Below are 22,073 nucleotides of genomic sequence, written 5' to 3' on the forward strand. Positions count from 1 at the left end.
GAAGGTCGGCGGCGCGCGCCATGTCGATGTCGAGGAAGGTCCGGCCCATGAGGAAATTGGAAGCCTCGGCGGCGACGTTCTTGGCGAGCTTGGCCAGCCGCTGGGTGGCGATGATACCGGCAAGCCCGCGTTTGCGGCCACGGCACATCAGATTGGTCATGGCGCCGAGCGAGAGCTTGCGCGCCTCGTCCGAAACCTCACCGGCAACCGCCGGCGCGAACAGTTGCGCCTCGTCGACCACCACCAGCATCGGGTACCAGTGGTCGCGGGCGACCTCGAACAGCCCGCCGAGAAAGGCGGCGGCGCGCCGCATCTGGTTCTCGGCGTCGAGCCCTTCGAGATTGAGCACCGTGGAGACGCGGTGGATGCGCGCCCGCTCGCCGGCGCTCTGCAGGCCGCGCGCGGTATGCTCCTCGGCATCGATCACCAGATGGCCGAAACGGTCGCCGAGCGTCACGAAGTCGCCCTCGGGGTCGATAATGGTCTGCTGCACCCAGGGCGCGCTCTGCTCCAAGAGCCGGCGCAGCAGATGGGATTTGCCGGAGCCCGAATTCCCCTGCACCAGAAGCCGCGTCGCCAGCAGTTCCTCAAGATCCAGCGCCGCCGGGGCGCCTGCGCTCGTCTGGCCCATCTCGATCGCAACGGTCATATCTCGACTCTCCTTGCGGAGAGGGCTTATCAACCGCATCACAGCCCGTCGAGCGCGCCATGGCCGGCGCTCGGTGTTGCGCACAGGCTGGATGCTGCCAGGTAAACGATACGAAACGTACCGTTTCGATTCAAGACTGCCACTAAGGAGTGGATTCTTGTCCATGGCATCGGCTACCGGATAGAGGCGCCCGACGCGGTCATTGACGCGGTGGAGATCGAGCGGCCGAAGCCGATTTTTTGCGGGCATTTGCCCGCTCCTCCAGGTCTCGCCAGAAGCCAAGCACTGTCGCCACGATCGCTTCCGGCGCGTCCTCCTGCATAAGATGCTTCGCGTTCGGCACGACGTGGAAGGAAGCGCTCGAAATGCGGCGCGCGAGCTCGCGACCGTCGGCGATGGGAATCCACTGGTCGTCCTCGCCCCACAGGATGGCAACGGGGCAACGAATCTCACCGTATCGCCACTCGACCTCTTGCGAGTATTTGTCATCCATCTGAGCGACCTGGCGCCAGAAGGCTTTTTGGCCTTCGGCTCCCAGCCACGGCGCGAGGTAAAGCGCCATCTCTTCCTCGCGTAGCGCATTCGCTACGGCGCCGCCGATGTAGGCGCGCAGGATCGCTTCGTGAATGTAGTGCGGGAGGCCGGAAAAGACCGTCTCGTGTTTCTTGGCGGCCTGAACAAGTGGTGAGCCTTGCGGGCTGATTGCGACCGGATCGATCAGCACCAGCGACCGGTAGTCGAGCCCGTTGAGCAAATGACCGCGCAACGCTGTTGAGCCGCCGAGATCATGCGCAACGATATCGGGGTCACGCAGGCCCCAATGATCGTAAAGGGCCGCGAAAAGCTCGTTCTGCATGCCACGGGACACGTCGCTGTCGGGTTTGTCGGATCGACCATAGCCGAGCATGTCAAAGCAATAGATTCGCCTCTGTTGGCCGAGCAAAGGCGCAATTCTACGCCATGCCGACGATGAGAAAGGCGTGCCATGCAGCAATACCGCGGGTGAGCCCTCGCCCATCGCGCCCCAGGCGATCGAGTTCCCTTGAAAGGTGAAGCGTTCAGGAAGAGGCCAGTCCGCTGTCGCCATCAGTCTTTCCTCCGATCCTAACGCAGCCAGCGACCTATCCAACGACAACCTGTACGTCAGGTTCCAATGGTCCGCTTCTTCACCGGCTGGGCCTGCTTGGCCCTCTGCGAGCCGGTGCGCGCAGCCGCCGCAAGAATGCTCTCCATCAGGTCCTTTTCGCGCAGTGGTTTGCCGAGCAGCGGCACGTCGGGGGGCCGGTCGGCGATCGCGTCGGCGTCGGCATATCCGGTTATCATCACCGCCGGCCAATCGGCCCGCAGATTGCGGGCGAACCGAATGACCTCCAGGCCCGAGACGAGCGGCATGGCAAAATCGGTGACGATGACGTCGAAGTCGTACGGCGCCCGCTCGATCATCGCCAACGCTTCCGCGCCACCCCCGGCGCAGGTAACCGCAAAGCCGTGTTGGCGAAGCGATTGCGCCGTCAGTTCCCGCAGTACATTGCTGTCGTCGATCAGCAGGACCGATGGATAGTCCTCGCCGGCATTCACGACGGTGTCGTCGGCATCGGACGTCTCGGCGATTTCGACCGGGCGCTCGATTGAACGCGGCAGCCAGAGCTGGACGGCTGTTCCACTGCCGACGGTGCTTTCAATGCGGAGCGTGCCGCCCGATTGCTTGACGAAGCCATGCACCGTGCTCAGACCGAGGCCAGTGCCTTTGCCGACCGGTTTTGTCGTGAAGAACGGTTCGACGACCTTGGCGAGAATGTCGGCCGGTATGCCCGACCCCGTGTCCTTGACGGTGACCACGACATAGTCGCCCGCCGAAATATCCTCGGCTGCACGGCCTAGCGTTCGATTTTGCGCCTCCACGATTATCGTGCCGCCGGACGGCATGGCATCGCGCGCGTTGAAGACCAGGTTCATCAGCGCCAGCTCCAGCTGGCTGGCATCGACATGCGCCGGCCACACAGTGTCGTCGACAAGCCAATCGAAACGGATCAGGCCTCCCAGGACCGGGGCCACCAACCCGTTCATTGTATCGCCGAGCGCGGCAAGGCGCACGGCCTGCGGCCTCAGTGTCTGGCGGCGCGAGAAGGCAAGCATGCGGTTGACGAGTTCGGCGCCCTGTTTTGCCGACCGGCGTGTCAGTTCCAGAACCTGCCTGGCCTGTCCATCGAACTCGGCGTGGCGCTCGAGCAATCCCAATCCGCTGAGAATTGCGGCAAGCAGATTGTTGAAATCATGCGCCAGTCCGCCGGTAAGCTTGCCGATCGCGTCGATGCGCTGCGATTGCAGCAGCTGGTTCTCAAGCTCGCGCCGCTCGGTAATGTCCAGCAATGTGCCGAGGATCTCTGGCTTTTGGCTGTCGGAGCCGTTCGACAGGACGCCCTGGTCGAGAAAAATCCGGTAATTGCCGTCGGCGCATTGCCAGCGGAATTCGCAGGTGTAGGAGCCGGTGGCCTTGGCTGCGAGCAGGGCTTGCCTCACTCTCGGCAGATCGTCGGGATGAACGCGGCTCAGGCCGAAGCCTGGATCGGAGGTCAGCCGTTCGGCAGGAAAGCCGGTCAAGCGTTCGACCCCTTCGGTGACAAAGCTGGCGCCGAACGGCGGCTCCGCCGCCCGCGCGTGGAAGCAGACCGGAAGAGAGCTCAAAATGGCATGCTGCCGCTCCTGGGCGCTGCGCAGCGCCTGCTCGGCCTCGAGCTTTTCCTTCTGCGCCTGCAGTGCCTGGGCCAGCAGCCCTTGCTCGGCAGCCGCCTTTTGCTGGATTTCCAGCGTCTTCTCATGAAGCTCGACGAACACGGCGACCTTGGAACGCAGCATGGCCGGGTCGAAAGGCTTGAACACGTAATCCACCGCGCCGGCGTCATAGCCGCGCAGCATGTGGGCGTCTTCCTTGTTGATGGCGGTGAGAAAAATTATCGGCGTTCGCCTGGATTGCTCGCGCTGGCGGATCAAGCCCGCCGTCTCGTAGCCGTCCAGCCGCGGCATCAGCACATCCAGCAGGATGACGGCGAAATCCTCCTTCAGCAGAGCGCGCAACGCCTCTTCGCCCGACTGCACGCAGACGACATCACCGATAGGGGCCAGAACCTCGCCGATCGCCAGCAGATTGCGCTCGTCGTCATCCACGGCCAGGATGCGCGCCTTTGCCGGCCCCGCTGCCGGCGCCATGACCCCCAGCTTTCTTGCTCCGTGCCTCGACAGTTTCTGCATCGAGCGGCCGTCAGTTCACTGCCATGAGCGTCTTTTCCGGACCATGGACACGGGATCGCGAGCGGCCGATCCAGACACGCAGCAATGCCAGCAGCAGATCGAGGTCGACAGGCTTGGCGATGTAGTCGGAGGCGCCGGCGTCGAGGCACTTCTGCCGGTCGCCCTTCATTGCCTTGGCGGTAACCGAGATCAACGGGATATGGGCAATCGCCGGCATGCCGCGGATCTGCCGCATCGTCTCGTAGCCATCCATTTCCGGCATCATGATATCGATCAGTGCGGCGTCGATGTCCGGGCTCTGCTCCAGAAGCGCGATACCTTCCCGGCCGCGCTCCGCATGCAGCACCTGGATGTCATAGGTCTCGAGAACGCTGGTAAGCGAATAGATGTTGCGGATGTCGTCGTCGACGATGAGGACCTTTGCGCCGGCGAGAACTACATTGTCCGGCTGTTCGGCTGTGGCATCATCGTTTTCATGTCCACGCCCGGGGAGAGTTGCCGACATCACGAGAGCCAGCTGAGCGAAATTCTCCGCCCGCGGAACATCCGCCAATGCCGGATGCAAGGCGAGCGACTGTTGCAGCGCTTCCGGATGAGGCGCAAAGAACAGCAGTAGCGACACCGACTGCCCGAACAGAACGGCAATCTCATCCAGCATCTGGGCGTTGTCCCTGGCCGAGCGGCCAAAGCCGAGCACAACGGCATCATAGTTGGCGATGCCGATATCGTCCGCATTCGCCGCGACGCGGCCGATCGCGGTGACCGAGGTGACGCCGTCGCGGATCGCGTCGATCAGCGAAAGGCGGCGCTCGGGATCGGTATCGGCAATCAGGACGCGGCGCTGGACGCGGAGCTTTCTGGAGTGAATGTCCTGGAAGACCTTCATCAGTTCGTCCGACGATACGGGCTTGGTTGAAATGCTGGATGCACCCCTGCGGGCAAGCACCTCGATATCCTCGGCGCCCGAAATGACATGGACGGGAATGTCCTTGGTTTTCGGGTCGTGGCGAAGCAGATCGAACAACACCCAGCCGTCGATATCCGACAGTCCGAGATCGAGCGTGATAGCATCGGGAACCAGCTTGCGCGCCAAAGCCAGCGTGCCGGAGCCCGCGGTCGACAGGACGCCTTTCAGCCCGGCCGAACGTGCGAGGCCGAGCAGCAGACCGCCGAAGGTCGGGTCGTCCTCGACGATCAGCACGACCCGATCTTCCGGTGAGATCGTGTCGCGGTCATCGAGCAATTCGGAGGACGGCGGGCTCGGCTGCGCTGTCGTTGCGGCCACCTCCATCGCCGGCAGCAGCGCCGCTTGCGGGGCCAACGCCATCCGGGGTCCATCGAATGGAATGACCAGCGTGAACGTCGAACCCTTGCCCGGCGTGCTCTCGACCCGCAATTCGCCGCCGAGCAGCCGGGCAATCTCCCGGCTGATCGAGAGCCCAAGCCCAGTGCCGCCATATTTGCGGCTTGTGGTGCCGTCGGCCTGCTGGAAGGCTTCGAAGATCAGCTTCTGCTTGTCCTGCGGAATACCGATGCCGGTATCGCTGACCACGATCGCGAGCGCCTCTATCGGTTGCGCCGAACCGTTGTGACGGCCCGTCTTTTCGGCCCGGAAATTCAAGCGGACCTCGCCTTGCGAGGTGAATTTGAACGCGTTCGACAAAAGGTTGAGCACAATTTGCTGCAATCGCTTCTCGTCGGTGCGAACGGTCTCCGGAAGCTCGGGGTCGACATTGATGGTGAAGCCAAGTCCCTTGTCGGTCGCCAGCTGCCGGAAGGTTCGCTCCATATGCTGGCGAAGATGCACCACCGGCATGTCGTTGATGTCGATCGAGACGGTGCCCGATTCGATCTTCGACAGATCGAGGATGTCGTTGATGAGGCTCAAAAGATCGGTGCCGGCCGAATTGATGGTGCGCGCGAACTCGACCTGCTTGTCGTTGAGATTGCCTTGCTGGTTGGTTGCGAGCAGGTTTGAAAGGATGAGCAGCGAGTTCAGCGGCGTGCGCAGTTCGTGGCTCATATTGGCGAGGAATTCCGACTTGTATTTCGAGGTAAGCGCCAGCTGCTCGGCCTTCTCCTCCAGCGCCCGTCGCGCCATCTCGATTTCGAGGTTCTTGTTCTCCACCTGCTTCTTTTCGTTCTCGAGCAGCTGCGCTTTTTCCTGCAGCTCCTCATTGGTGGCGTGCAGCTCCTCCTGCTTCTTGGTCAGCTCGGTCTGACGCGCCTGCAACTCCGACGTCAGCAGCTGCGACTGCTTGAGGAGGCCTTCGGTGCGCATGGTGGCGGCGATGGTGTTGAGAACGATGCCGACGGATTCCATCAGCTGGTTGAGGAACGACTGGTGCGTGTCGCGGAATTCGCTGAACGAGGCGAGTTCGATGACGGCCTTCACCTCGTCTTCGAACAGAGCCGGAAGAATGATCACGTTCGCCGGCGCGGCATTGCCAAGGCCGGAGGTGACGCGCAGGAAATTCGGCGGCACATTGTCCAGCATGATGGCGCGCTTGTCGGCGGCACTTTGCCCGACAAGGCCTTCGCGCAGATCGAGGCGTTGCTTGATCTCCGCCTTGCTTTCGGCGCCATAGGAGGCGGCGAGCTCCAGATAGAATTCATCCTCGTCGCGGTTGGTCACGTAGAACACGCCATATTGCGCATTCACCAGCGGGGCGAGTTCGGACATGATCAGACGCGAGACCGTGGCCAGGTCGCGCTCGCCCTGCAGCATGCGCGAGAACCGGGCGAGATTGGTCTTCAGCCAGTCCTGCTCGGCATTCTTCAGCGTCTGGTCCTTCAGATTGCGGATCATCTCGTTGATGTTGTCTTTCAGGGCCGCCACCTCACCGGAGGCCTGGACGCTGATCGAGCGGGTCAGATCGCCCTTGGTCACCGCAGTCGACACCTCGGCGATGGCGCGCACCTGGGTGGTCAGGTTGGCGGCGAGCTGATTGACGTTGTCGGTCAGGTCGCGCCAAAGGCCGGCAGCGCCGGGCACCCGGGCCTGACCGCCGAGCTTGCCTTCGATGCCCACCTCGCGGGCGACGTTGGTCACCTGGTCGGCGAAGGTCGCCAGCGTCTCGATCATGCCGTTGATGGTGTCGGCGAGCGAGGCGATCTCGCCTTTGGCATCGACCGTCAGCTTGCGCTTGAGATTGCCTTGCGCGACCGCGGTCACGACCTCGGCGATGCCGCGCACCTGGTTGGTCAGGTTCGTCGCCATCAGGTTGACGTTGTCGGTCAGGTCCTTCCAGGTACCGGCGACGCCCTCGACCCGCGCCTGGCCGCCGAGCTTGCCCTCGGTGCCGACCTCGCGGGCGACACGCGTCACTTCGCCGGCAAAGGAGTTCAGCTGGTCGACCATGGTGTTGATCGTCGATTTCAGCTCCAAGATCTCGCCCTTGACGTCGACGGTGATCTTCTTCGACAGGTCGCCGCGCGCCACAGCCGTCGTCACCTCGGCGATGTTGCGGACCTGGCCGGTCAGGTTCTCGGCCATCGAATTCACATTGTCGGTCAGATCCTTCCAGGTGCCGGCAACGCCGCGCACCTGCGCCTGGCCGCCGAGCTTGCCTTCGGTGCCGACCTCGCGCGCCACACGCGTCACTTCGGAGGCAAAGGAATTCAGCTGGTCGACCATCGTATTGATGGTGTCCTTGAGCTCGAGGATCTCGCCGCGCACATCGACCGTGATCTTCTTCGACAGGTCGCCCAGCGCCACTGCCGTCGTCACCTCGGCGATGTTGCGCACCTGGCCGGTCAGGTTGGCGGCCATCGCATTGACGTTGTCGGTCAGGTCTTTCCAGGTACCGGCAACACCGCGCACCTGTGCCTGGCCGCCGAGCTTGCCGTCGGAACCGACCTCGCGCGCCACGCGCGTCACCTCGGAGGCGAAGGAATTCAGCTGGTCGACCATCGTGTTGATGACGTCCTTGATCTGCAGGATCTCGCCCAGCGCATCGACCGTGATCTTCTGGGTCAGGTCGCCGGTCGCAATTGCCGTCGCCACCTTGGAGACGTCGCGCAATTGCACGGTCAGATTGCCGGCCATGGCGTTGACGTTGTCGGTCAGGTCCTTCCAGGTGCCGCCGACGCCCTCGACATGCGCCTGGCCGCCGAGCTTGCCTTCCGAACCCACTTCGCGCGCCACACGCGTCACTTCCGAGGCGAAGGAGTTCAGCTGGTCGACCATCGTGTTGACGGTGTCCTTGAGCTCCAGGATTTCGCCCTTGACGTCGACGGTGATCTTCTTTGACAGGTCGCCGCGCGCCACTGCGGTGGTGACCTCGGCGATGTTGCGCACCTGGCCGGTCAGGTTGGCGGCCATCAGGTTGACGTTATCGGTCAGGTCCTTCCAGGTGCCGCCGACCCCCTTCACCTCGGCCTGGCCGCCGAGCTTGCCTTCGGTGCCGACCTCGCGCGCCACGCGCGTCACTTCGGACGCGAAGGAGTTCAATTGATCGACCATCGTGTTGATGGTGTCCTTGAGCTCGAGGATTTCGCCTTGCACGGCGACGGTGATCTTCTTCGACAAGTCGCCGGAAGCGACGGCGGTCGTCACCTCGGCGATGTTGCGGACCTGGCCGGTCAGGTTCTCGGCCATCGAATTGACGTTGTCGGTCAAGTCCTTCCAGGTGCCGGCAACGCCGCGCACCTGAGCCTGGCCGCCAAGCTTGCCCTCGGTGCCGACTTCGCGGGCGACGCGCGTCACTTCGCCGGCAAAGGAGTTCAGCTGGTCGACCATGGTGTTGATCGTCGATTTCAGCTCGAGGATCTCGCCCTTGACGTCGACCGTGATCTTCTTCGACAGGTCGCCAAGCGCCACAGCCGTAGTCACCTCGGCGATGTTGCGCACCTGGCCGGTCAGGTTTTCGGCCATCAGGTTCACGTTGTCGGTCAAGTCCTTCCAGGTGCCGCCGACACCTTCGACGCGCGCCTGGCCGCCGAGCTTGCCTTCTGTACCGACCTCGCGCGCAACGCGTGTCACTTCCGAGGCAAAGGAATTCAGCTGGTCGACCATCGTATTGATGGTGTTCTTGAGCTCGAGGATTTCGCCCTTCACATCGACGGTGATCTTCTTCGACAGGTCGCCGGAAGCGACGGCGGTCGTCACCTCGGCGATGTTGCGCACCTGTCCGGTCAGGTTCGTCGCCATCGCGTTGACGTTGTCGGTCAGGTCCTTCCAGGTCCCGGCCACACCCTTCACGCGCGCCTGGCCGCCGAGCTTGCCTTCGGTGCCGACCTCGCGCGCCACGCGCGTCACCTCCGAGGCGAAGGAGGCCAGTTGCCCGACCATGGTGTTGACGATCTTGCCGATGCGCAGGAATTCGCCGCGCAACGGCCGGCCGTCGATTTCGACCATCATCGTCTGCGACAGGTCGCCCTTGGCGACCGCGCCGATGACGCGCGCCACTTCGGCCGTCGGCTGAACCATGTCCTCGATCAGATCGTTGACGGAACGGACGCTCGATTCCCAGCTGCCGGTGGCGTTGCGGACACGGCCGCGTTCGCCGATCCGGCCATCCTTGCCGACGACCTTGCTGAGGCGTTCGAACTCGCGCGTGACCTGATCGTTGAGCTCTACGATTTCGTTGAAGGTATCGGCGATCTCGGAATCGAGGCCGGCGTAGACATTGTCGATGCGAACGGAGAAATCACCGCTCCGAAAAGCCTTCAGTGCGTTCAGTATTTGACGGCGATCCAATTGCCTTGTGGATGCAAGCACGCTCACAGCGCCCTCCCAGCTCACGGATTTCTTGAATGTCCTGGTATCCCCTGCGGCCCGACACAACTCCCCGCAAGCGCAACAACGCGGCATGCTCGATTTGGTTCCAGACGAAATTGCCGCTATGCGGCAGGAATTTCGGCGTCGCATTCATGAAACGACGAGCAACAAAGGTCCATAGTGATTGTATCGATCACTATTTCTGTCCAACGGAACATCTCGAAAAAACTCTCGTTGGGTATAGATCGCGATAGCGCGATGCAACTCGATGGAGACACTAAGATGATCAAAATTCTCTCTGCATCCCTACTTGCTATCGGTCTGGCTACATCTGCCATGGCACAATCGATGGGCTCCGGGACCGGCGGAACGGGTAACGGCCCCAATACCGGCGTCAACACAGGCACTTCCGGCGGCAACACCGGGACTGGCAGCGCAACTACCCCGAACACGATCGATCCGAACGCAACGAATGCCACCACGCCGCAGACAAACGGTATGGAGGACCGCTGCAAGGATACGGCGGGCAACGATGCCGACAACAACACCCCCAGCGGGGCTATGACGTCGGATATGCAGAACTGCAACAAGTAACGGAGTTTTGCTCAGCGGTCATTTCAGCCCGCTGCCTGGTCGAGTCCCGGTGCTCGCGGTTCAAACTACAGGCAGAAACGTGCACTGACCGGGCACGGGTGCGCCATTTTTGGATGAAGGGCGAGCCCAGGCCGGGCGGCCGATTACACTAGTCTCAGCTAGGTTCCGCGATAGGCGGCGGCCAGTCCGGGACGGGTGGCCGTTCTTCTTGATCAGTTATCAGGGGCCGGTCCTCTTTGGCGGCTAGCTGGGCCAGCAACTGGCGCGATGCTTCGATTGTCCGACGCGTCTCTTCGATAGTCGAATGAAGGTCGTCCACATGACGCCACGCCCGCGCTTGGCATAACCGGGCACCTTCAAGGTGAAGACGATCAGGTTCCCATCGATTCATTGTCTGATGGGCGCTATGCGGTTCAGTTCGAATTTGACCACGATCTGGACTAGCTGGTTGCCTGCTTCGTCGCGGACTTGAATGCCAGCCTCGTGGTAGGTGCCATCGGACAGCTTTTCTCTTGCGATTTCAAGCAGCGTTTTTGCTGCCTCGTCCTCCGCAGATTCCAGGCTCGGAAGCTCTGAACCTTCAGGGTCTGGGAAGGTCTCTCCATTGCTGGACAAGTCGAAGAAATAGCGCGGCATCCATCCTAACTAGGATTGCCGGAAAATGTTCAATGTCTGTTTTTTACATACAAAGAGCTAATTCAGCATGTCCCGCAGGGGCTTTTTGCGCTTCGGCGCCCTGTACTTCTCGACCAGCCTGACCTGGTCGATATCAATCGTCATAAGCGTTCCAAGGTCGATTGTCACCTTGCCGCCTTCCTCGGCCATGCGCGTGAGCCGTTCCTTAGTTTCTTCAACAAAGGCTTTCACACGAGATGCCGTCACTGGCACGAGTTGCTGGCCACAGCGATCCGGGATGACCGATCTGTCGGTAGCCGAATTTCTTCCACCGACGGTTGGTGGACGCATTGCAGATGATGGGCCTAAAGTTCCGGACGGTCCCCGTGCACCGGGCAAGCCCAACCCCCGCATCCCCCCAGCCTGGTGCAAGCCACTTGATCGGATCCCGCCGTCCTGGCATGTGCGGCGGGACTTTTTATCCAATTCGCGGAATACCGAGGCGGCTTCGACCTCTGTCACCTATCCGTCGCGAACGGCTCATGCTCGGGAAGGTGATGATGCAGCACTTCGACAAGGTTTCGCTTGTCGAATGTCTGGCCGCAAATTGGGCAGAACTCCAAATGCCCCGGTTCGTCGTTGTCCGGCGACCCGTGGATTTTGCCCTTCATAGTTGGCGGATTGTGCTTATCCCGTCTCACGTCGTCACCCATCATAACCTGATAGCGCGACGGCAGTTGGACGGGCGATTTGGCCGCTGGGCGTACCGGCTGAGAGCGTTCGCCCCCAGCTGGAGCGGATTATACGCCCGTTCATGCATCATTGCTAATTTAATAAAATGATCATGGTACGCCACGCTTCGCTGCTGGCCTTCGACGACGAGGATCAGGACCACTAAAAGAAGGTAGTGTCACCCGAGACACTGCCTAAAACGAAGGCCACTGGCTAAAATCGGCGCGAGAACGTACTATGAAAGATCGCCAGCTACGCACCATGGGCGCTGACGCTTGGGAGCGACCATCGCACTCCTGCCCCAACCGGAGGCATTGGTGTGATGGCCGAAAAAAGAATCAAGGCCGGCAGGCCTGACGGACGAAAATCTACGCGCGCTTGCACGGGAGTCCGGTGCCACTGAGCAGCAAATACGTGACATCGCATCTCTGATCGGGCTCGATCGTGCCTCGATCCTAAGAGAAGCGCGTCTGTTGACCCTCGATCTGCGGCCGAAGCTTTAGGGCTTGGTCACTGACTTGGTCTCGGCACCGGGTCAGTCGGTCGACGGTTTCGATGATGGCCTTTGCAAGCGCCTCGCCCTCATGCACCGGCAACGGTCCATAGAGCAAGTTGACTGCCTCCTCGCTCGGCAGCACGCCGGCCGGGCAGGTCAGCTCGATCGCCAGGCTCACGAGCTGCAGGCCGGTTCAGCCCACGCCGCATCCGCTTCGCATGAGCCAGACCTATCGCTCTGCCGCTAGATCGCTGTGCGGCTATCGGCCAATAGGCTCAAACCTTGTGAGCTGCTCCGTGCGGCCAGGCTGGCCAGGCTCGATCTTCGTCAACCGCAATCTCGCCTCGGCCACGCGTCGTTGCGCAGCCCGGATCCTGCTGCACAGCGCGATATTGATGCCGACACCGCAGCCTTCATCCAGCATTTCATTTGCACGTTCGAGGGAGCGCTCGGCCCGGTTAAGCCGCTGTCGGGCTCTCGCCAGTTCCATATCCAAAAATTCCATTATTCCGAATCCATTGCGGTCCCTTCGATTGGTAAACCGCTTGTGGTCGCCGTTGGTTCCGGCTTGTTCGCACGGTGATGACGCCGGTGGCCTGGGCGCCGGTGGCCTGAAGGTCGCGACGAATGAAACGCCAGCCCAGGTCAACCCGCGCGGCGTCCTTCAACGCTGGCGGGATCGATCTCCACCAAGCGGTCTGCGGCCTCGACCGCAGTTCGTATCCTGCTGCACAGCGCAAGATTCTCGGCCAGCATTTCTTCAGTGCGTTGAAGCGCGAGCTCGGTCCGGTGGATGCGCTGCCTGGCATTGGCAACTTCCGATGTCAAAATATCGGCCGCCATCCCGTGGCCCTGGGGTTCCATAGTGTCCATGGATTTCTAACACATGGGGGCCGATATCGTTCCCATCCATCGCCAGGATACTGGCGCTGGGCTGTCGATCGTCAAGGCCGGCCGAAGCGCATCATGGCGCGCGCAATGACGAGTTGCGCCTCGACTCTTGGCATTTTTCCTTCTGCATCATGTTGTCGGCAGCGATGAGCCTCTTGAGCGACCGCATGACCTCCCCGGGCGCCCAGCCCGCATCGATCATGCAGGTCGACGATCGCCTGAAAGCCCGGCTCCATTGCCTCCTGGCAATCGATTTCGCGATCGGCATATTCGCCCTGTCGTCTTGGCGGGCTGATCATTTTTCGACGTGCCCCTTAAGATACGCTTCTCCGTCGGCACGGTGTTCAAAACAGAACCAATGCGATGGCTGCCTCGGCCTGGCGAACCCCCATCCGGCATCCTTGGGCCCGGAACCAGAGCATCCGCTCAAAAGGATAATCGCGGCCCCCGCCGCCGCGAAGGTGTGGTGTTTGCGCAATGTGATATCCCCCTACTCACACGCAACGTCAAAAGCTTCGCCCTCGCAAGGGCGCGATTGACGATAGCAGGAGGAAGTGGCTACGACCTGACCCGCTAACCGCGCGGTTTAGCCTTCGGTTGAGGGGTGCTTTCTGACGGGTTTGCAACCAATATTGCAGATCGCCGATCTCTGAGCCAAAGGGACTTTCTTGATGCGACTAGCTCGGCACGGTCGTCCTCAGCGGTCGCTCGACTATGCATAGCAGCGATGGCAAAGTCGGCTCTGTTCGTTCGGTAGTCTTCCTTTTGCACGGCCATTGTTTTCTCCCTGTTCGTGGCCCCTCTTTGCCCTGACAGGAGATTAAACTGCCGGTGCATTACGCGAGTCAAATCAAACTAAGCACTCCGCAGTCGCGCCTACATTTCGTTGTTTTCAATGATGCCCGCCATCGACCTGCTGGAGGCACCGGCCGCTTAGGAGCCCGATGAAGACGAGGAAGATGATCCGAATATCCTGATGCTCAAGGGCAGACATTTTCGTCTGTGATGGAAGGGGCGGCGAGATCTTAGGGCGCTTATCCAAATTTTCGGCCGCTGATCGGTGATGCTGTCCGCTTGGCTGGGTAACGCAGCGTGGAATTAGGGGTATTTGCTGCCTGCAAGCTGTCTGGCGCGGCCTCGGCAGTTGGCGATTTGCGCGTGAGCGGGGTACACCTGACCACCAGTTGTCCTGTACGAGTAACATATTCCAACGGCCGCTTCTGCAACGGAAGCATCAAGGACTCGGGTACGGGCGGCAAGTTTAGCTGCCGGGACAAGTCGGTGGCCAATTTTTGGTAAACGTTAGTGGGGGCTATATGCGAGCAGCATCGGCAGCATCCAACTTGTTCGCCGCTTTGGCGATGGCTGGAACATTGATTTGTGCTTCAGTTGCGCAGGCCGGTGTCAAAGTCATCCCAAAGGATACCCCCTACGGAATTACGGGAATCTCCAGCAAGGAAATCGGCCGACAGTTGACCCGACGTGGGGGAGCCAAGCTGACGGCAACCATAAGACGCGAGATTGAGTTTGCCCATTCGGAGCCATCCACTTGCTATGTCAGGGAGGCGGATTATACGCTGTATCTTATTACGACCTATCCGCGGCTAGAGGGCAAGGTGTCGCCGAAATTGCGAAAGCGTTGGAACGCGTTCCTATCCACAGTGGTCGCTAGTGACGCGAAAACGCGACAGTGGGCCATTCAAACGACTAACGCCATGGATGAGTTAACGGCTAACCTGTCGATGAAGAACGACCGCAGTTGTAATCGTCTCAGGAGCTTTGTTGCTCAGCGGTTGCATTCCATCGATCAAAAATTCAAAAAAGTGAACCAGCAATACGTTGACGAGCAAAACGGACCCAACGGTGCGGTTGGAAAAGCCACGACAGAATTTTATCGAGAACCATAGTTGAGCAATCTCTACAACATCACCACGTCGCACGAAGCGATCCGCCAATGGACCCGCGCCTTGCGCGATGTCGTAGGCAACCTTGAACCCTCCATTGACATCTATCCCAACCAATTCGGGCCTGTAGTCCGCAATGCGCAGGACCGCGCGCGCGAGCTTGCCAATCTCCACTGGGGAATGCCGTGGCCTGAGAACAGCGGTTACGATAATAGAGATCATCGACAGGATGAAGCGAGAAGCGCCGTGAGGGAGCGGTTCGTTACCGGATTCTCAAAACGGACTGGCACACCCGGTTGAGTCGGATGCTCAGAACAGCGTCGGAACAGCATGCTACTCGTCAGAGTGGGTGAGCGCCTCAGGCCACCCATTTTTTCACTCGCTATCGGGCAAGGTGGCGAGTGCCGGTGCATGCCGGCCAGCTCCTGAGGGCGTCAAGAAGCGACCTGCGACGCAGTGCCGGCCTGCTTGGTGAAGTCATGGCGACGCGCGCGAACATGTGCCAGCAAATTCACTTCATTGACGACCCCCGATTGAAAGAGAGACAGTGTGGTCGACGCGAGAATCTGGCTGTCTATCGAGGTGCTGTACGATTTGGCGTCGGCGGCTATCTGGTCGACAACCCGCTGGCAGATCGCTCGATCTTTAGGTCTAAGGAACTGACTTTTCGGTGCTCGTGGCATCTCGACGCCTTTAAAGGGGAAGTTACTGTGTCCCCCACGCGACGGATGCGTGGGCCTCCGCGAATGGACCCTAAACGCATTCAGACAGATAATTGCCATTCGTTTGAGTGGTGCCGCCAAGGGCTTGAGCCGAATTTAATTCGGGGATTCCGGATTAACCGCTGCAATTGAAAACAGTTGGGGAACGGTTAGCACGCTCGCTGAAAACAGCGGCGGAACAGCGTCCGGCGGCCGTTCCCCACTGAGAACAGTGGAGGAGCAGTGAGCCGCGCCAACAGGGATTCATGCTTGAAAACAGCGGGCAAACAGTCCCTTCAGAGCACCCCGCCTCATGGTGGGCTCATCTTTATGTTGCCTGGTTTCAATAGGCGGGCCCCACGATCGAAATCAGCAGGACCCAAGACTAAAGTTCCTTGTTTCGGGCGCATGTTTTCGGCGCTGAGTGAATACCGCGAAAGAAAGGTCGCGGCGTCGATTGGCATTCCGCCTGCCTTGAAAACCGGCCCTTCGAAGTTGAACTGGATTGCGAAATGCTCGAAGATTTGCGTATCACCAGGGTTCACCACGAAACCCTCTGGGCCGATTAGGCGAAGACTCTCTCCGAATTGTTGAACCTTGGTCAGCGCGGCGCCATATGGGCTGCCATTTTTTGTCCTAACCCCCGACCGCTCAATAACGGTCAGCGAAACATGCTTAGCTGTCGCTAGGCCCTCGTTCTTTATCGCTAAGCTGATTGAGGCGTTCACCAGCGGTCCGGAGGTCATGTTCTCCGTGAAGTCATATACAAGATCCAGGTCCGGAGAGCCGTTTCTGCGAAAAGCGTCTTCGATATCGAAATGCTCCATCGCATAGCTGCTCGAAGCAGATCGCTTAAAATACTGCTTCGCCATGTTGCACATGTGCGGACGTCGTTCCGAACGAGGGACGTCGATTAATAGGTAACCAACGGAATTATCATTCATAGACGGAAATCCGGCCACTCGAATGCCACCGTTCTTCGGCTGTAGTAGGTCTCCAACGGCCGAGCTTACCGCGCTCAAGGCCGTCTCCCAGACTGGTACAGGATCGAGCGCTTGAGCGACGTCCGCCCCCTCCCCAATCGATCTGCAATCCACGCCGATTAACACCACCCCGCCAGCCGAGTTGCTAAACGCCGAAAGCACTTTTCCGATAGCTCGCCGCCCGTCCTTTGTCAGCTTGCCGTCGTTGAACAGTGCGCCGGGCTTCCCGGCAGCCGAACCTTTAAAGTCGAGCTGCAGAGTTTCTTACGCAGCTTGCTGGATTGCTTCGGCCAGTCGGACCTCGCCACCAGAAATCCACTCATCGAAAGTCATTGTGTATCACCCCCGGCGAGGAGCAGTGTAAATAATAACGCCCCCAGCGGGGCAAACTCTTTTCTAGGTCGAAAAGGAGTCTGGCGGTGCCCCAAGGGATTTTTAGCAGAATGGCCCGAAACCGGACATCAACTAAGTTGTTGATTTCCTTGTAGGAAGAACTGGTGGAGCCAATCGGAATCGAACCGACGACCTCTTGAATGCCATTCAAGCGCTCTCCCAACTGAGCTATGGCCCCACTCCGGCAGTTCGCCGGCGCCGTTTCCGGCGAAGAGATCCGGCGCGGGTTGAGACCGCGCCGTTAGTGCAGGCGGCTTCTAACCCCGCCTTCAGTCAATATCAAGCCTTCAAGAACCGCTTTTTCTAGGCGGCGCGGCGAAAGCCGGCGAATGCGGTTCGCTCAGACTTCGTCGTCGTCTTCGCCGACGCCGATCATGTCGGCAACGTCATCATCTTCTTCCTCCTCGTCGGCGAGGAATGTGTCATCCTCGTCATCGCCAAGGTCAACGTCGTCCTCGTCATCGCCGAGATCGGGAAGCTCGTCGGCCTTCGCGTCCTCGTCCGCCTCTTCGAGCGAGACGACCTCGACGCCCTCTTCCTCCTCGGTGTCTACTTCCTTCTCGGCAACTTCCTCTTCCTCCTCGAGGGCGGCGATCTTGCCTTCTTCGAAATAGGAGCGCGGATAGCTCTTGCCCGTGTAAGGCGAGACGATCGGGTCCTTGTTCAAGTCATAGAATTTTCGACCCGTCTCCGGGTCGATGCGTTTGGTGCCAAGTTCGGGTTTTGCCACAGCAAGCCTCGTCGATGAAAGTTTGGTCCCCTTAACCAGAGTTTACGGCGCTGTCAAAGCGAAAAGCCGGCGTCCCAAAAAGCTTGAATTCGAAGGCCTTCATACCAAGGGGATGACCATTTCGGTCCGCCATGATAGGAGACCGCGCAAACCAGACGAAAATGGCCGGCCGCCGGCGTTTCCCAGGAAAGAACCATGTCGCACACTGCCGCCCCGAAGCAGGCCACCGCCCGCAAATCATCTGGCCTTTCAGGCGCGGCACGGGTGCCGGGCGACAAGTCGATCTCGCACCGCTCGTTCATGTTCGGTGGCCTGGCCTCCGGCGAAACCCGCATCACCGGGCTGCTGGAAGGCGAGGACGTAATGCGTACGGGCGCTGCCATGAAGGCCATGGGCGCTCATATCGAGAAGCATGGCGCTGAGTGGGTGATCCGCGGTACCGGCAACGGCGCGCTGCTGCAGCCGGAAGGCCCGCTCGATTTCGGCAATGCCGGCACGGGCTCACGCCTCACCATGGGCCTGGTCGGCACCTATGACATGGAAACCACCTTCATCGGCGACGCCTCACTGTCGGGCCGGCCGATGGGCCGCGTGCTCGAACCGCTCCGCCAGATGGGCGTGCAGGTGCTGAAGGCGACGCCTGGCGACCGCATGCCGATCACGCTGCACGGGCCCAAGCACGCCGCGCCGATCACCTACCGCGTGCCGATGGCCTCGGCACAAGTCAAGTCGGCGGTGCTGCTGGCCGGGTTGAACACGCCGGGTATTACGACCGTCATCGAGCCGGTGATGACGCGCGACCACACCGAAAAGATGCTCAAGGGGTTCGGCGCCAATCTGTCGGTCGAGACCGACGAGCGCGGCGTGCGCCACATTTTCATCGAAGGCCAGGGCAAGCTCATGGGGCAGACGATCGCGGTGCCTGGCGACCCCTCCTCGGCCGGCTTTCCGCTGGTGGCGGCGCTGATCGTGCCGGGCTCGGACATCACCATCGAAAACGTGCTGATGAACCCGACCCGCACAGGTCTTCTGCTGACGCTGCAGGAAATGGGCGCCCGGATCGACATTCTCGACCGCCGCAATGAAGGCGGCGAAGACGTCGCCGACCTGCGCGTGCGTTACTCCGAGCTGAAAGGCGTCACCGTACCGCCCGAACGGGCGCCGACCATGATCGACGAATATCCGGTGCTTGCCGTGGCGGCCAGCTTCGCCGAGGGCGCAACGCTGATGCTTGGCCTGGAAGAGCTGCGCGTGAAGGAATCCGACCGGCTGTCGGCAGTGGCCGAAGGGCTGAAGCTCAACGGCGTGGACTGCAGCGAAGGCGAGGCCTCGCTTGTCGTGCGCGGAAAACCCGGCGGCAAGGGCCTCGGCCAGCATCCCAACGGACAGGGCACCATCGTCCAGACCCATCTCGACCACCGCATCGCCATGAGCTTTCTGGTGATGGGGCTGGCGACGGAAAAGCCGGTGACCATCGACGACCAGGCGATGATCGCAACGAGCTTTCCGGAATTCATGGGGCTGATGAAGGGGCTCGGTGCGGAGATCGAGTAGCTTGATGGCAATCACTAGCCTTGGGGGTTGGGGCCAAACTGGAACGTCGGCGGGACAGCGCCCTCCTCTGTCCTGCCGGACATCTCCCCCACAAGGAGGCAGATTGGCAGCTTCGGCGCTCCGCTCAATCCTGCGACGTAGACAATTGGCGAAAGCCGCGATGGCCGCCGATCTCCCCCCAAGTGGGGGAGATGTCCGGCAGGACAGAGGGGGGCGCGAAGGATCGCTACGCCAATCTGGATCATTGCGCTTTTCGATTCCGGTGGGCGGCCAATGACCTCAACCTTCACCATTGCCATCGACGGTCCCGCCGGCGCCGGCAAGGGCACTCTTGCCCGGCGGCTGGCCGATCACTACCGGCTGAACCTGCTCGACACCGGCCTTACTTATCGCGCGGTGGCGCATTCGCTGCTCCGGCTCGGCCTGCCGCTCGACAATGTCTCTGCCGCTGAAACCGCGGCTCGTCAGGTCGATCTGGCAAAGCTCGACCGCGCCGTGCTTTCGGCACACGCGATCGGCGAGGCGGCTTCGAAAGTGGCTGTCATCCCGTCGGTCCGGCGCATATTGGTCGACAAGCAGCGTGCCTTCGCAAAAACCCCGCCGGGTGCGGTGCTCGACGGCCGCGACATCGGCACTGTCGTCTGTCCCGATGCCGACGTAAAACTCTATGTCACGGCCAGCGCCGAGGTGCGGGCAAAGCGGCGGCTGGACGAAATCGAGAGCATCGGCGGCACTGCCAATTTCGATGAAATCCTTGCCGATATCGTGCGCCGCGACGAGCGCGACATGGGCCGCATGGACTCGCCCTTGAAGCCGGCCGCCGATGCGCACTTGCTCGACACGTCGGAAATGGCTATAGAGGCCGCGTTTCTGGCAGCTCAGGCGATCATCGACGACGTCCTGGCTAAGAGAAACGAAGCCTGAGCCGGGTTTTCCTGCCGCCGCCGATTGCCGGCGACAAAAGAATTCCCATATTGGGCGTGAACCAGCCTGCCAGCATTCTTCATGCGCCGGAATTGCCGCTCAAGGGCGGCCAGGGGCTTTTTGCCCCGGAACGCCGGCAGGCCAACGCAACGCTAACCCACGGCGCCGCCCCGCGACAGATTGCGGGGCATTCCAGGAGAAACTATGTCAGTTGCAAATCCCACTCGCGACGATTTCGCGAGCCTGCTCGAAGAATCATTTTCCGCCGGCCATTCCGGCGAAGGCCAGGTCGTCAAGGGCATCATCACTGCCATTGAGAAGGACATGGCCATCATCGACGTCGGCCTCAAGGTCGAAGGCCGCGTGCCGCTGAAGGAATTCGGCGTCAAGGGCAAGGACACGACGCTCAAGGTCGGCGACACGGTCGAGGTCTATGTCGAGCGTATCGAGAACGCGCTTGGCGAAGCCATGCTGTCGCGCGAAAAGGCTCGCCGCGAAGAGAGCTGGGTCCGTCTCGAAGAGAAGTTCACCAAGGGCGAACGCGTCGAAGGCGTCATCTTCAACCAGGTCAAGGGCGGCTTCACCGTCGACCTCGACGGTGCGGTGGCTTTCCTGCCGCGCAGCCAGGTCGATATCCGCCCGATCCGCGACGTCTCGCCGCTGATGCACAACCCGCAGCCCTTCGAGATCCTCAAGATGGATCGCCGCCGCGGCAACATCGTGGTGTCGCGCCGCACCGTGCTTGAGGAAAGCCGCGCCGAACAGCGTTCGGAAATCGTGCAGAACCTCGAAGAAGGCCAGGTGGTCGAAGGCGTCGTCAAGAACATCACCGACTATGGTGCGTTCGTCGACCTCGGCGGCATCGACGGCCTGCTGCACGTCACCGACATGGCATGGCGCCGCGTCAACCATCCGACCGAAATCCTCAATATCGGCCAGACGGTCAAGGTGCAGATCATCCGCATCAACCAGGAAACCCACCGCATCTCGCTCGGCATGAAGCAGCTCGAGAGCGATCCGTGGTCCGAGATCGGCACCAAGTTCCCGATCGGCAAGAAGATCAAGGGTACCGTTACCAACATCACCGACTACGGCGCGTTCGTCGAGCTGGAGCCGGGTATCGAAGGCCTCATCCACGTTTCGGAAATGTCGTGGACCAAGAAGAACGTGCATCCTGGCAAGATCCTGTCGACAACGCAGGAAGTCGACGTGGTGGTGCTCGAAGTCGATCCGGCCAAGCGCCGTATCTCGCTCGGCCTCAAGCAGACGCTGGAGAACCCGTGGGAGGCCTTCGCGCGCAGCCATCCGGTCGGCAGCCAGGTCGAGGGCGAGGTCAAGAACAAGACCGAGTTCGGCCTGTTCATCGGCCTCGAAGGCGACGTCGACGGCATGGTCCACCTTTCCGACCTCGACTGGACCCGTCCGGGCGAGCAGGTGATCGAGGAGTACAATCGCGGCGACATGGTCAAGGCGCAGGTGCTCGACGTCGACATCGACAAGGAGCGCATCTCGCTCGGCATCAAGCAGCTGGCCAAGGACACGGTCGGCGAAGCCGCGACGTCAGGCGAACTGCGCAAGAACGCGGTCGTGACCTGCGAGGTTATCGGCGTGAAGGATGGCGGTCTGGAAGTGCGGCTGGTCGACAGCGGCATCGAGACCTTCATCAAGCGCTCCGACCTCAGCCGTGACCGCGACGAGCAGCGCCCCGAGCGCTTCACCGTCGGCCAGAAGGTCGACGCCCGCGTCATCGCCTTCGACAAGAAGACCCGCAAGCTGCAGGTCTCGATCAAGGCGCTGGAAATCGCCGAAGAGAAGGAAGCGGTCGCCCAATACGGTTCGACCGACTCCGGCGCTTCGCTGGGCGACATCCTGGGTGCCGCGCTGAAGAAGCAGGGCAGCTAAGCCAACACCGCGCCTCGCGCGGGTTATAAACGAA

Annotated in this window: 17 protein-coding genes, 1 tRNA gene and 1 pseudogene; 7 read left to right on the forward strand and 12 right to left on the reverse strand. The window is 61.0% G+C overall.

Going from position 1 to position 22,073, the window contains the following annotated elements; all coding sequences use genetic code 11:
- The 4 genes from NKH70_RS32650 to NKH70_RS32665 all read right to left on the reverse strand — a co-directional run.
- Nucleotides 1-649, reverse strand: a 649-nt coding sequence (locus NKH70_RS32650) for a helicase HerA domain-containing protein (RefSeq protein WP_353027234.1), incomplete at its 3' end; no start/stop codon positions are given.
- A 199-nt stretch (nt 650-848) separates the two neighbouring features.
- Nucleotides 849-1,736, reverse strand: coding sequence for an alpha/beta fold hydrolase (locus NKH70_RS32655; RefSeq protein WP_352721525.1), 888 nt, complete (start codon nt 1,734-1,736; stop codon nt 849-851).
- A gap of 56 nt (nt 1,737-1,792) precedes the next feature.
- Complete coding sequence (locus NKH70_RS32660) at nt 1,793-3,856, reverse strand: PAS domain-containing hybrid sensor histidine kinase/response regulator (protein WP_352721527.1); 2,064 nt, start codon at nt 3,854-3,856, stop codon at nt 1,793-1,795.
- Nucleotides 3,857-3,908: 52 nt separating this feature from the next.
- Nucleotides 3,909-9,620 (reverse strand): HAMP domain-containing protein, encoded by a 5,712-nt coding sequence (locus NKH70_RS32665; protein WP_353027236.1) that lies wholly within the window; start codon nt 9,618-9,620, stop codon nt 3,909-3,911.
- 282 nt (nt 9,621-9,902) lie between these two features.
- On the opposite strand from NKH70_RS32665, the gene NKH70_RS32670 reads away from it, so the two are divergent.
- Nucleotides 9,903-10,214, forward strand: coding sequence for a hypothetical protein (locus tag NKH70_RS32670; RefSeq protein ID WP_352721529.1), 312 nt, complete (start codon nt 9,903-9,905; stop codon nt 10,212-10,214).
- Between the two features lie 387 nt (nt 10,215-10,601).
- On the opposite strand, the gene NKH70_RS32675 is transcribed toward NKH70_RS32670, so the two are convergent.
- The 3 genes from NKH70_RS32675 to NKH70_RS32685 form a co-directional block, all read right to left on the reverse strand.
- Nucleotides 10,602-10,850 (reverse strand): DUF6894 family protein, encoded by a 249-nt coding sequence (locus NKH70_RS32675; protein ID WP_352464438.1) that lies wholly within the window; start codon nt 10,848-10,850, stop codon nt 10,602-10,604.
- 57 nt (nt 10,851-10,907) lie between these two features.
- Nucleotides 10,908-11,039 carry a hypothetical protein gene (locus tag NKH70_RS32680; RefSeq protein ID WP_352464439.1) on the reverse strand — a complete coding sequence of 44 codons (132 nt, stop codon included), beginning with the start codon at nt 11,037-11,039 and terminating at the stop codon, nt 10,908-10,910.
- 977 nt (nt 11,040-12,016) lie between these two features.
- On the reverse strand, nt 12,017-12,235 hold the full coding sequence (locus NKH70_RS32685; RefSeq protein ID WP_352916677.1) for a hypothetical protein: 219 nt from the start codon (nt 12,233-12,235) through the stop codon (nt 12,017-12,019).
- A 180-nt stretch (nt 12,236-12,415) separates the two neighbouring features.
- Here NKH70_RS32685 and NKH70_RS32690 point away from each other — a divergent pair, with 180 nt between their 5' ends.
- Nucleotides 12,416-12,640 (forward strand): hypothetical protein, encoded by a 225-nt coding sequence (locus tag NKH70_RS32690; protein ID WP_352464442.1) that lies wholly within the window; start codon nt 12,416-12,418, stop codon nt 12,638-12,640.
- Nucleotides 12,641-12,702: 62 nt separating this feature from the next.
- On the opposite strand, the gene NKH70_RS32695 is transcribed toward NKH70_RS32690, so the two are convergent.
- Both NKH70_RS32695 and NKH70_RS32700 read right to left on the reverse strand, forming a co-directional pair.
- Nucleotides 12,703-12,900 carry a hypothetical protein gene (locus NKH70_RS32695; protein WP_352721532.1) on the reverse strand — a complete coding sequence of 66 codons (198 nt, stop codon included), beginning with the start codon at nt 12,898-12,900 and terminating at the stop codon, nt 12,703-12,705.
- A gap of 101 nt (nt 12,901-13,001) precedes the next feature.
- Complete coding sequence (locus NKH70_RS32700) at nt 13,002-13,247, reverse strand: hypothetical protein (RefSeq protein WP_352721534.1); 246 nt, start codon at nt 13,245-13,247, stop codon at nt 13,002-13,004.
- 1,017 nt (nt 13,248-14,264) lie between these two features.
- Here NKH70_RS32700 and NKH70_RS32705 point away from each other — a divergent pair.
- The gene (locus tag NKH70_RS32705) at nt 14,265-14,855 is read left to right on the forward strand and encodes a DUF922 domain-containing protein (RefSeq protein ID WP_352721536.1); all 591 of its coding nucleotides are present in this window, start codon (nt 14,265-14,267) and stop codon (nt 14,853-14,855) included.
- Nucleotides 14,856-15,044, forward strand: a pseudogene (locus NKH70_RS32710) (SOS response-associated peptidase); the annotation flags it as partial.
- A gap of 820 nt (nt 15,045-15,864) precedes the next feature.
- Here the strand turns inward: NKH70_RS32710 and NKH70_RS32715 are convergent.
- The 3 genes from NKH70_RS32715 to NKH70_RS32725 form a co-directional block, all read right to left on the reverse strand.
- Nucleotides 15,865-16,794 carry an RNA-binding domain-containing protein gene (locus NKH70_RS32715; RefSeq protein WP_352916688.1) on the reverse strand — a complete coding sequence of 310 codons (930 nt, stop codon included), beginning with the start codon at nt 16,792-16,794 and terminating at the stop codon, nt 15,865-15,867.
- Nucleotides 16,795-17,031: 237 nt separating this feature from the next.
- Nucleotides 17,032-17,107: transfer RNA gene (locus NKH70_RS32720), tRNA-Ala, on the reverse strand.
- 162 nt (nt 17,108-17,269) lie between these two features.
- Nucleotides 17,270-17,659 (reverse strand): TIGR02300 family protein, encoded by a 390-nt coding sequence (locus tag NKH70_RS32725; protein ID WP_352721538.1) that lies wholly within the window; start codon nt 17,657-17,659, stop codon nt 17,270-17,272.
- Between the two features lie 195 nt (nt 17,660-17,854).
- Between NKH70_RS32725 and aroA the strand changes: the two genes are divergently transcribed.
- The 3 genes from aroA (at nt 17,855) to rpsA (ending at nt 22,039) form a co-directional block, all read left to right on the forward strand.
- The gene (aroA, locus tag NKH70_RS32730) at nt 17,855-19,213 is read left to right on the forward strand and encodes a 3-phosphoshikimate 1-carboxyvinyltransferase (protein WP_352721539.1); all 1,359 of its coding nucleotides are present in this window, start codon (nt 17,855-17,857) and stop codon (nt 19,211-19,213) included.
- Nucleotides 19,214-19,486: 273 nt separating this feature from the next.
- Nucleotides 19,487-20,137 carry a (d)CMP kinase gene (cmk, locus tag NKH70_RS32735; RefSeq protein ID WP_352721541.1) on the forward strand — a complete coding sequence of 217 codons (651 nt, stop codon included), beginning with the start codon at nt 19,487-19,489 and terminating at the stop codon, nt 20,135-20,137.
- Nucleotides 20,138-20,341: 204 nt separating this feature from the next.
- The gene (gene rpsA, locus NKH70_RS32740) at nt 20,342-22,039 is read left to right on the forward strand and encodes a 30S ribosomal protein S1 (RefSeq protein WP_023676278.1); all 1,698 of its coding nucleotides are present in this window, start codon (nt 20,342-20,344) and stop codon (nt 22,037-22,039) included.
- Nucleotides 22,040-22,073 lie beyond the last annotated feature (34 nt).

This window comes from Mesorhizobium sp. M0991 (assembly GCF_040318915.1).
In the GTDB taxonomy this organism is placed as follows: Bacteria; Pseudomonadota; Alphaproteobacteria; order Rhizobiales; family Rhizobiaceae; genus Mesorhizobium.

Bases quoted from the DNA above. Each gene is read 5' to 3' on its own strand.
- NKH70_RS32675 (WP_352464438.1), bottom strand. From the start codon at position 10,850: ATGCCGCGCTATTTCTTCGACTTGTCCAGCAATGGAGAGACCTTCCCA.
- NKH70_RS32705 (WP_352721536.1), top strand. From the start codon at position 14,265: ATGCGAGCAGCATCGGCAGCATCCAACTTGTTCGCCGCTTTGGCGATG.
- NKH70_RS32660 (WP_352721527.1), bottom strand. From the start codon at position 3,856: ATGGCGCCGGCAGCGGGGCCGGCAAAGGCGCGCATCCTGGCCGTGGAT.
- aroA (WP_352721539.1), top strand. From the start codon at position 17,855: ATGTCGCACACTGCCGCCCCGAAGCAGGCCACCGCCCGCAAATCATCT.
- NKH70_RS32680 (WP_352464439.1), bottom strand. From the start codon at position 11,039: ATGGCCGAGGAAGGCGGCAAGGTGACAATCGACCTTGGAACGCTTATG.
- NKH70_RS32700 (WP_352721534.1), bottom strand. From the start codon at position 13,247: ATGATCAGCCCGCCAAGACGACAGGGCGAATATGCCGATCGCGAAATC.
- NKH70_RS32670 (WP_352721529.1), top strand. From the start codon at position 9,903: ATGATCAAAATTCTCTCTGCATCCCTACTTGCTATCGGTCTGGCTACA.
- NKH70_RS32655 (WP_352721525.1), bottom strand. From the start codon at position 1,736: ATGGCGACAGCGGACTGGCCTCTTCCTGAACGCTTCACCTTTCAAGGG.
- rpsA (WP_023676278.1), top strand. From the start codon at position 20,342: ATGTCAGTTGCAAATCCCACTCGCGACGATTTCGCGAGCCTGCTCGAA.
- NKH70_RS32695 (WP_352721532.1), bottom strand. From the start codon at position 12,900: ATGGCGGCCGATATTTTGACATCGGAAGTTGCCAATGCCAGGCAGCGC.
- cmk (WP_352721541.1), top strand. From the start codon at position 19,487: ATGACCTCAACCTTCACCATTGCCATCGACGGTCCCGCCGGCGCCGGC.